A 13,914-nucleotide genomic window follows, 5' to 3' on the forward strand; every position below is an offset into this window, starting at 1 on the left:
GAGACGCAATCCTTTGCGTCTCATTGGCGTCAGCAATAGGCCTAATAACCATCCGGTCATGAGACGCAAGGGATTGCGTCTCTACAAAATAACCATTCGATGACACCTCCCAAACTCGCTGACCAACTACTTCGCTTCTTCCTATCTCCTCATCGTTTGGAAGAGGTACAAGGGGATTTGCATGAGGAATTTTCGTATCAGTCAAAACGAATCGGCGAACGACGGGCAAGATGGCAATACTGGTGGGATGTGATCGGTTTCTTACAACCCTTTGCCTTAAAACGAAAAACTGAACTGTATTCAACAACTTTCTTACTGAACCCAACTATGCTACGTAATTATCTGAAAATCGCTTTTCGAAATCTCGTTAAGAGCAAAACGTTTTCGGCAATCAATACACTGGGCCTGGCCTTAGGAATGGCCTGTAGTTTATTAATTATTCTTTGGATACAGGACGAACGGAGCGTCGATGCATTTCACGCGAATAAGAATCAGCTATATCGGATTTACATGCGTGAGTTTTTCAGCGGAAAAATGCAGGGGGTCATCTGGACACCCGGACCACTGGCGGCTGAGTTGAAAAAGGAAATCCCTGAAATTCAATATGCAACGGCTTATGAATGGCCCAACAAGCAAACATTTTCCGTTGGCACAAAAGTCAACAAACAAATGATTAATGCGACTGGAGCAGATTTCTTTAAGATGTTTAGTGTCAAACTCTTGCAGGGAACACCCGAAGCCGCCATAAAAGACCCGAATAGTCTGGCGATTTCCCGAAGCATGGCCGAAGTCTTTTTTGGCAGTCCTGAAGCCGCCATTGGCAAAGCGATTCGGTATGACAATCGCACGGATATGACCGTAACGGCTGTCTTCGAAAATATGCCCAAAAACAGTACGCTACAATTCGACTGCCTGCGCAATTGGGATGCCTATGTAGCCGATGGGAACGATTGGGCCACAGGTTGGGACAGCACGGACCCACTTACGTTTTTCATGCTTCGGCCGGATGCTGATCCAGCGAAGGTAGAGGCCAAAATGAAGCATATACTGGATAAATTCAAGCGGGATGAGGGCAAGCCATTTCATACGGAATTAGCAATGCAACCCTTCCACGAATATTACCTGAACAGCAATTTCAAAAACGCTCAAATCGATGGTGGGCGTATCGAATACGTCCGACTGTTTAGTCTCGTTGCGGTATTTATTCTGCTGATTGCCTGCGTCAATTTCATGAATCTGGCGACGGCTCGTTCAGCCAAACGAGCAAAAGAAGTGGGCGTTAGGAAGGTCGTCGGGGCCATTCGTTCGTTACTTATCGGGCAGTTTTTGGGCGAAGCGCTACTATTGACGGTTTTCGCCATTTTTCTGGCTGTTCTACTGGTTGCTCTACTCTTACCTGCGTTCAATATGCTCACAGACAAGCAAATTGTCTTACCGATTAGTACACCGATATTTTGGGTTGGTTTGTCCGGATTGACGTTACTAACTGGATTGATTGCAGGTAGTTATCCAGCTTTCTTCTTATCGTCGCTTAGTCCGATTCGGATTTTAAAAGGCGTTCTCAAATTTGATACAAAATCGACCTGGCTACGGCAAGGCTTAGTCGTTTTTCAGTTTTCGCTATCTGTCATTCTGATTGTCGGTATGATTATCATTTATCGACAAGTGGATTACATACAAACCAAAAACATTGGTTTCGATCGCGAAAACCTCATTTTCTTTCCGATAGAAGGTGATTTAGGCAAGAACTACGACGTGCTGAAAGCTGAGCTTGGCCAACTTCCGGGTGTTAGCTATGTATCCTATATGACGGCCGATCCAGCTTCGAATGGGTCAGGAACTGAAGGCATTAGCTGGCCGGGCAGTGATCCGAACGACAAAGTCCGGTTCACGCCTGTCGGAGTCGGCTATGATTTTGTCAAAACCATGCATATCCAATTGAAGGAAGGCCGGGATTTTTCGAAAGACTTCCCTGCCGATACCAGTCGCTTTATCATTAACGAAGCCGCTCTTAAGGTCATGGGTTATAAGCAACCGATTGGAAAACCGATCAATTGGGGCAATCAGAAAGGGACTATTGTTGGCGTAGTAAAAGATTTCCATTTCCAATCGCTTCACACTGCGATCCGACCACTCATTGCTAATCTACGCACACAACGTCTGACGGGTAATGTCAATGCCATCGTGCGGATTCAAGCGGGTAAAACCACCGAAACGCTTGCTCAGATAGAAGCCATCTGCAAAAAACTGAACCCAACGTTTCCCTTTACGTACACCTTCACCGACCAGGAATACGCCCGGCAATACCAGAGCGAACAAGTGGTCAGCAAGCTTTCCAATTACTTTGCGTTTCTGGCTATTTTCATTTCCTGTCTAGGGTTGTTTGGTCTCGCTACGTTCACGGCCGAGCAACGCACCAAAGAGATTGGCGTTCGGAAAGTGCTGGGCGCGAGTGTGTCAAGCATTATTGGATTGCTTTCCAAAGATTTCCTTAAGCTGGTTTTCATCGCTATTGTGCTGGCAACACCTGTCGCCTGGTGGGCCATGAATCAGTGGCTACAGGGTTTCGCTTATAAAATCGACATCGAGTGGTGGTTTTTTGCCCTAGCCGGTCTGGTATCCATCGTTATTGCCCTTTTCACGGTCAGTTTTCAAAGCATCAAAGCGGCCCTGGTGAATCCGGTTCGCTCACTTCGGTCGGAGTGAGCGAGCGATGAATGGCTAAAGCTCGCTCATCACTTATCGTTAATCACTTATCGCTCATCACTCCGCCCATGCAACCTCCCAAACTCGCTGACCGATTTCTTCGCGTCTTCCTATCGCCTGAACGGTTGGAGGAAGTGCAGGGGGATTTGCATGAGGAGTTCGCCTGGCAGGTAAAACGAATCGGTGAACGACCGGCGCGTTGGCGATACTGGTGGGATGTATTGGGCTTTATCAAGCCTTTTGCGATAAAACGACAACCCAATGATTTTATAAAAACCCCTTTTCTGAACCTGACTATGTATCGAAACTATTTCGCCATCGCTTTTCGTCAGCTGTGGAAAAACCAGCTATTCAGCGGATTAAATATCATTGGTTTAACTGTAGGCCTGGCCGTTAGTACGTTCATTGCGCTCTACGTCTGGCATGAGTTCCACTACGACCGTTTTCAGCCATTTGCTGATCGAACGTATCGAATTATGTCGATCGTCAAGTTTGGGGGTGCTGATGTTACGTTTACAGGCCTTCATGAATCGTTTGGTCGCGAAATAAAACGGCAGATTCCTGAAGCAGAGGAAGTTGTTCGGATCGCGGGTGGAGAAGCCATCCTTCAGTCAGATGAAAATCATCGGTTCAAGGAAGAACAGATTGGCTTTGCAGATGCGCCTACGCTGGCAATTATGGGATTTCGCGTACGGTATGGCAATGCAGCGACTGCCCTCAGCGAACCAGGAAGAATTGTACTGACACGTCAGCTAAGTGAGAAATATTTTGGCGATCAGAATCCTGTAGGAAAAACGATAACGTACGACAAGCATTTTCCTCTTACGGTATCAGCCGTCCTCGACGATTTACCAACAAATTCCATTATTCAGTTTAAGGCGTTGGTTTCCTTGAGTTCCATGCCTACGCTCGGCCCCAATCAGCAACAGGTTTACAAAGGAGGTGGATTTCTGAACACATATGTTGTACTACCTCAGGATGCAAACGTATTGGCTGTAGAGAAAAAGCTAGCCAAAGTAAAAGCCGATGTCCAGTTTGCCGACATCACAGGTAAATACTTCCTGGAAGCGTTGCCATCCCTGCATCTAGATAGCCGTAGCGAACCGAAAAGTACGCGGCAATCGCTCTATATTCTGCTGTCAATTGCGCTGGTTATTTTGGTGCTAGCCGTTATCAATTACGTTAGTCTGACCACAGCCCGAGCCACCAAACGAGCCAAAGAGGTGGGCATCCGCAAAGCCATCGGTGGTCAGCGACGCGAATTGATTGGGCAGTTTTTTCTCGAATCATTTCTGACGACTACCTTGGCATTTGGGCTCTCATTGGCATTACTCCAGATGTTGTTTCCGTGGGCTAATCATTCGCTCGATCTGCACATGGACAATCGGGTGCTGTCGCAGGGGCCGTACTGGGGCGTTATGGTATCCTTGTGGATTAGTTGTTCATTGCTCGCGGGAGCTTATCCAGCGTTGATGCTGTCGGGGTTCCGGCCTGCGCTGGTACTCAAAGGCACGACAAACGTACGGCACGGAGGGGCTGGTCTACGACAGATTTTCACTACGGTCCAGTTCACAGCCTGCATTGGTTTGCTGATTTGTAGTGTGGTCATTTACACACAAATGCGTCTTCTCCGAACTCAGAATCTGGGCATTAATCGGGCGCAAGTCGTAGCGATGTTTATCGATCCTGAAATGACTTCTCAATTCGCCGGTCTTCGTGATAATGTACGAAAATGGGCTGGACGTGAGAATGTGGCCTTTTCCAATGTTGCCTTATTTACCGACCACTGTCCAACGATGTTCGTGAAAACGGAAACGAACAAGAAACAACTCATGGTGAACTTTCTGGCTGTCGATAAACCCTTTTTCGACATGATGGGCATTCGTTGGGCCTATCGTCCGGCTGGCTGGGAGGCTGGTCCAGTCACTAAGGAATTGACGGTTTACAACCAGACACTGATTCGGGATGCTGGTATAAAAGGAAATCCATTACTGCAACCCGCTCCCCTAAAAGACGAGCCAGCTGACGGTATCGCAGCCGATTTTCATGTGCGCAGTCTGCACGGCGCTGTTTCGCCTATGAAGTTAACCGTGGTCAGTGATAGCAACCGCTCTGCGCTCGAGCATGGTGGGTATCTGTTCATCAAGTTAAAGCCACAAACAAACGTACCGGAAGCGGTAGGCCACCTCAAAACGTTATATGAAGCCACTCATCCGGCAGCCCCCTTCGACTACTATTTTCTGGATGAGGCTTATGACAAACTCTACGCGAAAGAAGAGCGGCTGGCTCGGTTATTCAATGGATTTACGGCGCTTACGCTGTTGGTAGCATGTCTGGGTCTACTAGGATTGATGACATTCTCTATTGAAGTTCGGACGAAAGAAATTGGCATCCGAAAAGTGCTTGGAGCTTCCGTAGCCAGTATTGTAACTCTCCTCTCGAAGGATTTTTTGAAACTGGTTATTCTAGCTATTTTGATTGCCTCACCTATTACGTGGTGGGCTATGAACAACTGGCTTCAGGCATTTGCCTACAAAATCAATATTGAATGGTGGGTGTTTGCTCTAGCCGGAGGATTAGTGGTAGCCATCGCCTTACTGACGGTTAGTTTCCAAAGCATCAAAGCCGCGCTGGTAAACCCGGTGAAATCATTACGGTCAGAATAGTATAAGGCAGGGGGCTAGGGTAGGTGATAAATCATTTTACAGTTGCCTTAGTCCCCTGCCTTATACTGGTAAACAAAATAAATGTAGCTAATTCGGCCAGCAGGAGGCTGAAATGGGTTGCCGTTAAACCGCCGAGCAGATAGGCCAGAAAAATTTCATCGGCCAGCAAAAAAGCGGCCCATAAACCTAGCGTAATGCCGAACGCCCGATGGACAGTAGCTTCATACGTAAGCGTCTGTCGGACAGTCGCCAGAAAGGCCTTCCAAAACAGGATCGCCCCTATGGCTTCCCACAGAACTACCCCCGTAAAGAACCCAACTGCCAGCCAAACTGGCAACTGGTAAATGGCAATTACCCTAACAATCAGTATGTAATTTCCTGATGCAAACGACCAATCTGCCGGAAGTATCGACAGGTTTTTAAGCGCGTCGGCAGTATTACTAAGCAGTACGATAGAGAAATAAAATGCCCAAAAGGCCACTAAACCGGCACGAATTCGCTTATCGATAGTTTGCATGGTACATTCCGGTGAAAACATTCGACAAGATAATCGCTTTTACAACTCTGCTACTTTTTTTCCAGAAATTGCCTGACCAGTAATTTAAGCTCCCCTACTTCCAACTTAAGTTGCTGTAGTTCATACTGCTTAGCCTGATCGGATTTTTCCAACTGGATGGTGTAAAGGGTGAGTTCTTCTATTTTTTCCAGCAATGTAGCGTTCAGTGTGGCTAAGTCAATACCCTTCTGTACGACTTCATCTGCCGAGGGGATTCCGGGTAAATGGCGATGTTGCTTCACATACGTATCTACCCAGTTTAGAGAAGGCAATCGATAGCCGACTTCAAATACCTTGTCGCTCCAATCCGCGCTGGAATTGATGTGCAACTGGTAGCGACCTTTGACCACTTCCCCCCGTTCATTCACCGTTAGAAACTGGTCTGTCTTGGATACAGCTGGGCTGCTGGCGGTCAATCGGGTCAATCGAATGCCGCTGTTATTCTCCTCAGGAGCAACCACTTCCAGACGAGCGGTAGGTGCTGAAGTTCCAATGCCAACATTCGCATTATTGCCGAGTACGACTGCATCACTGATAGTAACGCGAGCACCTGCACCCAACGCTGTAGCATTGTGCAACGAAACAGACTCAGCACTAGCCTGATGCCCAATGAACGTATTGTTTACGCCTGCCCAGAGACCAGTACCCGCTCCACTACCGATAATGACATGGTTTCCTCCTTGCCCTTGACCCGTTTGAGAGTTATAGCCCATCAATACATTATCGCTGCCTGTAATGACAGTGGTCCCTGAATTGGGGCCAATAATGATGTTGTTGCTACCCGACGTAACGTTCTGACCAGCTTGCTGTCCCACGAAAGTATTATTGGCCCCCGTCGTATTCCCATAGCCTGCGTAATTACCCAGAAAAGTATTCTGCCCACCTGATAAATTAGCGTATCCTGCATAATTACCCAAAAACGCATTTTGACTACCTCCCGAGTTTGAATAACCGGCAAAAGCTCCCAGAAAGGTATTAGACCCGCTCGTTGTGTTGCCATATCCCGCCCGGTAGCCAATAAATGTGTTGTAATTAGCCGACGAATTAGCCTGCCCCGCAGCATACCCTAGAAAACTATTATAGCTACCATCTATATTTTCCCGTCCCGCAGCAAATCCTATAAAGCTATTCTGAGCACCAGTCGAATTGTTACTGCCTGAAGCATATCCCAAAAAGCTGTTATACCAGCCTGATAGAGATATATTTCCTGCATTCGCTCCTACTAGCGTATTATAACTACCCGGCGTTGTAGAATTACCTGTGTTTGCTGTGTAGTTGGTTGGCTGCGCCAACGCAAATCCGGGAAGCAAACTGAGTATCAGAATAGAATACGTAAATAGTTTCTTCATACGCGTTCAGCACTAGCGATCGTACAGTAATTTCTTTTTTCGAAAACCTATAATGAATAAAACTGGAATTTTCATTCCTTAATCGTTAACCAATCAATTATCAGGTTATACAAAATCAATACCAAACAGACTTATAGCGACGTACTTAGCCTAATTTTTATAAAGCAAAGCGTGTCATACTGCAGGATTTGTTGGCCAACAAGTTCTGCAGTATGACACGCTTTGCTAACTCCCTCTTTTATTTGATCGCCTAGACTGACGCGTTCATTTGATTGAAATAGTTGCGCAGATCGTCGGCCGAACCGTTGGCTCTGGTCTCACTAGTGCCATAGGTCAATTCCGTTTTACCCAGCTTCAGTTGGTCAATTATAGCGTCGATAAACCCGCTTACTGGTGGCGCATGATCGTGCAAACCTTTGCCCCCCAAATCAGTATTGAGTGCGGGCGGAATTACTTCGATTACCTCAATGCCCTGCGCTTTTACCAGGGCCCGTAGCGACCACGTAAACGAACGAAAAAAAGCCTTGGTCGCCGAATAAACAGGCACTTTGGCTAACGGTGCGAAAGCCAATCCCGACGTTACGTTCAGAATCGTAGTTAAGGAAGGGAGTTTCACAAAAAGCGACGTTAAGTGTAGTGGAGCTTCAATGTTTACCGCAATTTCTGCTTTTGCCCGATCCATAAAATCGTCATCGGTAATGGATGTCCACTGCTGAATACCAGCGTTATTGACCAGTACATTCAGATCCGAATGTTCATCGGCAATCCACTGGTAAAGCGCCTGCCGTTCCTCAGCCACCGACAGGTCGCAGGCTCGACTAATCACACCAGGGAATTTTGCGACTACTTCCTGAAGTACGTCTTCACGTCGGCCGCAAATAATGACGGTATTTCCTTCCTGAACAAAGCGCTCGGTCATTCCCAGACCAATCCCCGATGCGCCACCAGTAATCAAAATTTTGTTGTTTGACAGATTCATCTCTTTACGATAAACGTTGGTGATAAGGCACAGACAAAGGTAAACTGGCTTATCAGGTTTGGTGTTGCGGGATTCAAATCAATCGTTGCAAAAATCAAATAATGGCAATTCGTAAATCCTTGAAATAAATGGCTCAGAGTGCATAACTAACGATGAGCATTGTACAAATATAATTATTAAATAACCAAGCCTTTTTTGTCATCCTGACGACAGGAAGGATCTTAACGTATCCTTACTTGAGTGTCATGAAAGGTTAAGATCCTTCCTGTCGTCAGGATGACAAAAAAGGCAAAGCAGTAATCCATTAATTCTCTAAATACGCTGAAAGCCTAAACGAGTCCAGGCTTTCGGTAAATGAGTTAACTGCGTAAATAAAATTAAATTTTGATCGCCCATTGATTTTTCATCGGACGGCCTAACAATGCGTTGGCTTCCTTATCATCTTTGAACTGCTCTTTTTTCGGGTTCCACTGCAAGGGTCGTTTTAATTGATACGCAATGTTGCCAATGTTGCAGACCGAAGCCGTACGATGGCCGACTTCTACATCGCAAATAGGTTTGCTGCGTTTCCGCATGGCATTCAGAAAATCCTTGTAATGATTGTCGCTGTGGTAGACGTGTTTTTCTGTTTCGCCAATCACTTTGTCTTTTAGCGTAGCGGGTGTTGTTTCCAGTTTCTTGCGTTGTACCTTGATTTCGCCCTCCGTTCCGACAAAGTGAATGGCGTTCGACCAATCCCATTTTTCGTGCGTCATCGTGATACCATTATCGTACCGATAGGTTAGGAATGGGTGATCTTTTCCATCGGGAGCAATCACTTCAACCGGCCCGCTATTGTCCATATTCAGCGCCCACTGTACAATATCGAACATGTGCGCTCCCCAATCTGTTACCATCCCCCCGCCAAACTCTTTATAGTTTCGCCAGTTTGGGAAGACGTCTTTTGAGGTCGGTGGAGCTAATTCTGAGTTGAATGCTACTGGCTCATTGGGGCCGAGCCAGCTAGGCCAGTCGAGTGCAGCCGGAATGGGTTCAGCAGGAAGATCATACGCTTTTGGCGGTGGCCCGACGTTCACTTTAATAGTTTTCACATCACCAATGTAGCCATTCCGAATGAGTTCGGCCGTTTGCCGGAATTCGGGCCACGAACGCTGCATACTTCCTGTCTGGAATACGCGGTTGTATTTACGGGTCGCATCGACCATCGCCCGACCTTCTTTCACCGTCAGAGCCAACGGTTTTTCGCAGTAAATATCCTTTCCGGCTTCGGCTGCCCGCACAGCCATAGCTGCGTGCCAGTGATCAGGAGCCGCAATCACAACGGCATCAACATCTTTTCGGGCCAGCAATTCCCGGAAGTCATTGTAAACAGGTACGTCGGAATATTTACCCGCCTGCGAATTTTTCTCGTAGTGCGTCTTGATTCGATCAAGGGTCAATTGTGCTTTGTCTTTGTAAACTTCGCTTATACCAACAATCCGAACTTCGTTTGTCCCCAGAAAGGAGCCCGTCAGACCCCGGCCCTGTTTACCCGTTCCGATAAATCCTAACGAAATCACATCACTAGGTGCCAGATATTTTGTGCCATCGGGCCGTTTTCCGCCTAAAACGAAACGTGGAACGATGACAAATCCCGCCAAGGCCGTAGCGGCTTTGCCGACAAACTCCCGTCGGTTAATTGCTTGATTTTCTTTCATGATTCGACCGATTAAAGGTTTTATGATTGCGTTTATATCAATACGAGATATGCTTTTCCGCATGAAGATTCCGTGTAACGAGAAAGCTATTTTCTATCCTATTTCTAATCAGTTGTTGCGATAAAAAGAACAAAGTGAAAGTCTTATTATAAATCGTTTTTTGTCATGCTGACGCGGGAAGGATCTTGACTTGTCTTACCTAAACGTTATGATACGCTAGGCTCCTCCCTGCGTCAGGATAACAAAACCCACAACTGAGAACGGTTTAGGTAGTTAGACAACTTATTCTGATTTTTCTTTCTGAGATTCTACAATTCACTATCATTCATTGAATTATTTAGTCGAATCGGTGTTTTTTAGACAGATCATTTTATAGACTCATGATTGAAAGACCCCTTACAGACTGGTTGCCTCTGACGATGAAAGAAGTCGAAAAAAGAGGCTGGGATGAAGTGGATATTGTGCTTGTATCGGGCGATGCGTATGTAGACCATCCAGCCTTTGGAACCGCCGTAATCGGTCGAATTATGGAAAGTGAGGGGTTTCGGGTAGCGATTATTGCCCAACCCAACTGGAAAGATGATCTGCGTGATTTCAAGAAATTCGGTCGTCCAAAATACTTTTTCGGTGTTACGGCGGGCTGTATGGATTCGATGGTGAATCACTATACGGCCAACAAACGGCTGCGCTCCAACGACTCCTATACGCCTGGTGGTGAAGCCGGTTTTCGACCCGATTATGCGACCATCGTTTATTCCAACATTCTGAAAACGCTGTATCCCGATGTTCCGGTGTTATTGGGTGGAATTGAAGCTTCGCTGCGTCGGGTTACGCACTACGATTACTGGCAGGATCAGTTGCTCCCATCCATTCTGGTCGATGCGGGGGCCGATATGCTGGTGTATGGTATGGGCGAGCAGCCGCTGCGTGAAATTCTGAAACTGGTTCGCAAAAACGTGCCTTTTTCGTCGATGCGGAACATCAATCAGGTGGCTTTTCTGCACGATGCCAGCACTGAATTGCGTGATTATAACAACTGGAATACGGTCGAACTGGCAAGCCATGAGGAGTGCCTGGAAGATAAAATTAAGTACGCAGCTAATTTCAAAATTGTCGAAGTAGAGTCGAATAAGTGGCAGGCCAATCGGATCATCCAAAAAGTGGAGAATCAGGTGCTGGTCATCAATCCGCCTTTCAAAACGATGGACGAAACGGAAATCGACAAATCGTTCGATTTACCCTATACGCGTCTGCCGCATCCGAAATACAAAAAGCGGGGACCGATTCCAGCCTACGATATGATCAAGTTCTCGGTGAATATGCACCGGGGCTGTTTTGGCGGCTGTAGCTTCTGTACGATTTCGGCCCACCAGGGTAAATTTATCGCGTCGCGGAGTGAGAAGTCGATCTTGAAAGAAGTTGATGAAATCACGAAACACCCTGAATTTAAAGGATATATTTCCGATCTGGGTGGCCCATCGGCGAATATGTATAAGATGAAGGGCAAAGATGAATCGATCTGTGCCCGTTGCCAAAGTCCGAGTTGTATTCACCCGGTTATCTGCTCGAATCTGGATACATCACACAAACCGCTGACAGAATTGTATCGGAAGGTTGATGCGAATCCGGATATCAAAAAAGCGTTTGTTGGATCGGGGGTACGCTACGATTTGCTGGTCGATGATTTCAATAAAAACAACGACGACGGCAATCACGACGAATACATGGAGCAACTGACCACCCGCCACGTATCGGGAAGGTTGAAAGTAGCCCCGGAACATACGGCCGATAATACGCTTCGGATCATGCGGAAACCGTCATTCAAATACTTCAAGCAATTCAAAAAGAAGTACGATCAGATTCAGGAAAAACATAACCTGAAACAACCGCTGATTCCGTACTTTATTTCGTCGCATCCGGGCTGCGAAGAGCAGGACATGGCGAATCTGGCGGCAGAAACCAAAGACATGGGTTTCCAGCTCGAACAGGTTCAGGACTTTACACCGACACCGATGACGGTAGCCGAGGTGATCTACTATTCTGGTGTTCACCCGTATACGTTGAAACCTGTTAAAACGGCGAAAACGCGCGAAGAAAAACAAGCTCAAAATCGCTACTTCTTCTGGTATAAGCCCGAGCATAAAGATTGGATTCGGAATCGATTGAACAAGCTCAATCGGCCGGATTTAGCAGAGAAGCTATTAGGAAGTTCAAAGAAAGAAAAGTCGGGGAAACCGAACTACTCGAAGAACTATTCGGGTAAGAAAAAATGGAAGTAGGGGTCGTATTGACCTCACCCCCTGCCCCTCTCCTAAACAGGAGAGGGGAGAATTTGCTTCTGATTTCCAATAAATTACTCTCTCATTTTCCCTAATTATCGATTCGCGAACGCGGTAAAAAGTGGGTACGCTTTATCTCCATCTACCAGCCCTAATGGGCCGTGCGACTGATAATAGGTTATTGATTCGGTTCCTGCGTTGGCGAGCGCTTCCAGACTCTGACGTGTCCAATCGGCTCCGAATTCAGTTGTTTGACGGGGATCGGTGGGACTATTTAGTCGTTCTGTAGCTGTATTGGTGATCGTTATGTAGCGCAATCGAAGTGTTACGGGTGAAATATGAATCGGTTTTCCGCCTGTCAGGTGTTTGGCCGTTATGACCGTTTCGGCCTGACCGACAATATTTTCCAGCAACGTCAGATTATCAAATGCGTGCACCTGCGGGCTAGCAGAATACGTTACGAAATCGACCAGATCAAAATCAAACGGATTTCGGTTTAACTCGGCAAAATTATCGTCAGTTCCTCCACCAATGGCTGCTTCAGGCCAGTTCGCACGCACAGTAGGAACGAGGGCATGTAACAGTTCATTAGACGTTCTTAGGCTAGCTGCATTGAATAGCGACATCGACTGAATAGCGACGGGATGCTCCTGCAAAAACTGCGTCAATGTTTCTAGTTCAGTTGCTGGATTTTCGCCAAAAAATACGGCTAGTTCAAGAGGAACGGTCAGTTTATGCGCATCCGCAATCGCATTGGTTAGCAAATCCTGCCAATTCGGAAGGTTAAAGAAAACATCGGCTCGCAGATGGGACAGATTTAGTTGATGCAGTAAGTCCGCTTCGGTATCAGTTAGTGGTTCCCCTCCTACTCGTTGACCAACACCAACACGCGGACGAGTCGAGCCGAATGCGGAACGAACTTGGTCCATTTCCTGCATTTTCTCCTTATCGGCAGATACTGTAAGCGCTTCTTCAGCCCTTCTAAATACGACACGTTGACGAAACTCATCCCCAGTTGACACAGAAACAGGCTTAGGTAGATCAACGGGTGTTGAATAGGTTTTAAAAGAGGCATCAGTCCAGTTACGTTGGTCTTCCGTTTCGAATACTTCGCCCGAAAAATCAAGCTGCCAGGTTGGGCCAGAGGCTGATTGCCAACGCATTGCCTGTACATTCAGGAATGGCTGATGGGGGCTGATAAACGTCGGGAAATGACTATCAGTTGTCTTACCATCGGGCGAAACAAGTTGAGCCGGTTGCCCTAAAACACCGTCAATCGGATGTAGAATACAAAGGCCAACTCGGTTTTTGCGAAATGTATTCAGTGCTTCCCCGTACCAATCGACGGAAATTGTACCGGTCTCATCGCCTATAATGACAACCTGCCCTACCATCCGAATGCCGAGATCGTCGGTTTCCCACTGGTAATCGATCTGGAAGGAATCTGCTTTCTGAACTATCGATTCATTCGTGATTTTAATGGAAGCCGTGCTCCAGTTATGGTCACGAATGGCGAAATAAATCATTCGGACTATTTCGGATTCATCGACGGTTATGTAGCGTAAAAAACCGTTTTCGTACTGAACATGAACGGAACCTGCGTGCAAAATATGGAGCATCTTACTTGACGATATTCGGTTTGTAATATACAGTGGTTCCCTTTTTTCGTTAGCCACTTTAAA

8 protein-coding genes are annotated in these 13,914 nt (G+C 46.7%); 3 read left to right on the forward strand and 5 right to left on the reverse strand.

Annotated elements, in window-relative coordinates; genetic code table 11:
* Window positions 1-99 precede the first annotated feature (99 nt).
* Window positions 100-2,706 carry an ABC transporter permease gene (locus ACYVE4_RS12570; RefSeq protein WP_461040274.1) on the forward strand — a complete coding sequence of 869 codons (2,607 nt, stop codon included), beginning with the start codon at window positions 100-102 and terminating at the stop codon, window positions 2,704-2,706.
* 11 nt (window positions 2,707-2,717) lie between these two features.
* Window positions 2,718-5,372 (forward strand): permease prefix domain 2-containing transporter, encoded by a 2,655-nt coding sequence (locus tag ACYVE4_RS12575; protein ID WP_461040276.1) that lies wholly within the window; start codon window positions 2,718-2,720, stop codon window positions 5,370-5,372.
* A 31-nt stretch (window positions 5,373-5,403) separates the two neighbouring features.
* Here the strand turns inward: ACYVE4_RS12575 and ACYVE4_RS12580 are convergent, their stop codons facing one another.
* The 4 genes from ACYVE4_RS12580 to ACYVE4_RS12595 all read right to left on the reverse strand — a co-directional run bounded on the left by ACYVE4_RS12580 (window position 5,404) and on the right by ACYVE4_RS12595 (window position 9,953).
* Window positions 5,404-5,889 (reverse strand): hypothetical protein, encoded by a 486-nt coding sequence (locus ACYVE4_RS12580; protein WP_461040277.1) that lies wholly within the window; start codon window positions 5,887-5,889, stop codon window positions 5,404-5,406.
* A 50-nt stretch (window positions 5,890-5,939) separates the two neighbouring features.
* A complete protein-coding gene (locus ACYVE4_RS12585) occupies window positions 5,940-7,277 on the reverse strand; it encodes a hypothetical protein (protein WP_461040278.1) in 1,338 nt (445 codons plus the stop codon).
* Between the two features lie 250 nt (window positions 7,278-7,527).
* Window positions 7,528-8,256 (reverse strand): SDR family oxidoreductase, encoded by a 729-nt coding sequence (locus tag ACYVE4_RS12590; protein WP_461040279.1) that lies wholly within the window; start codon window positions 8,254-8,256, stop codon window positions 7,528-7,530.
* Between the two features lie 377 nt (window positions 8,257-8,633).
* Entirely contained in the window at window positions 8,634-9,953 is a 1,320-nt protein-coding gene (locus tag ACYVE4_RS12595) for a Gfo/Idh/MocA family protein (RefSeq protein WP_461040280.1), read from the reverse strand.
* A 380-nt stretch (window positions 9,954-10,333) separates the two neighbouring features.
* Between ACYVE4_RS12595 and ACYVE4_RS12600 the strand changes: the two genes are divergently transcribed.
* A complete protein-coding gene (locus tag ACYVE4_RS12600) occupies window positions 10,334-12,232 on the forward strand; it encodes a YgiQ family radical SAM protein (protein ID WP_461040282.1) in 1,899 nt (632 codons plus the stop codon).
* Between the two features lie 95 nt (window positions 12,233-12,327).
* On the opposite strand, the gene ACYVE4_RS12605 is transcribed toward ACYVE4_RS12600, so the two are convergent.
* The gene (locus ACYVE4_RS12605; RefSeq protein WP_461040284.1) at window positions 12,328-13,851 is read right to left on the reverse strand and encodes a hypothetical protein; all 1,524 of its coding nucleotides are present in this window, start codon (window positions 13,849-13,851) and stop codon (window positions 12,328-12,330) included.
* Between the last annotated feature and the right edge of the window lie 63 nt (window positions 13,852-13,914).

Source organism: Spirosoma harenae (assembly GCF_054776975.1).

Bases quoted from the DNA above. Each gene is read 5' to 3' on its own strand.
- ACYVE4_RS12570 (WP_461040274.1), top strand. From the start codon at position 100: ATGACACCTCCCAAACTCGCTGACCAACTACTTCGCTTCTTCCTATCT.
- ACYVE4_RS12575 (WP_461040276.1), top strand. From the start codon at position 2,718: ATGGCTAAAGCTCGCTCATCACTTATCGTTAATCACTTATCGCTCATC.
- ACYVE4_RS12580 (WP_461040277.1), bottom strand. From the start codon at position 5,889: ATGCAAACTATCGATAAGCGAATTCGTGCCGGTTTAGTGGCCTTTTGG.
- ACYVE4_RS12600 (WP_461040282.1), top strand. From the start codon at position 10,334: ATGATTGAAAGACCCCTTACAGACTGGTTGCCTCTGACGATGAAAGAA.
- ACYVE4_RS12590 (WP_461040279.1), bottom strand. From the start codon at position 8,256: ATGAATCTGTCAAACAACAAAATTTTGATTACTGGTGGCGCATCGGGG.
- ACYVE4_RS12585 (WP_461040278.1), bottom strand. From the start codon at position 7,277: ATGAAGAAACTATTTACGTATTCTATTCTGATACTCAGTTTGCTTCCC.
- ACYVE4_RS12595 (WP_461040280.1), bottom strand. From the start codon at position 9,953: ATGAAAGAAAATCAAGCAATTAACCGACGGGAGTTTGTCGGCAAAGCC.
- ACYVE4_RS12605 (WP_461040284.1), bottom strand. From the start codon at position 13,851: ATGCTCCATATTTTGCACGCAGGTTCCGTTCATGTTCAGTACGAAAAC.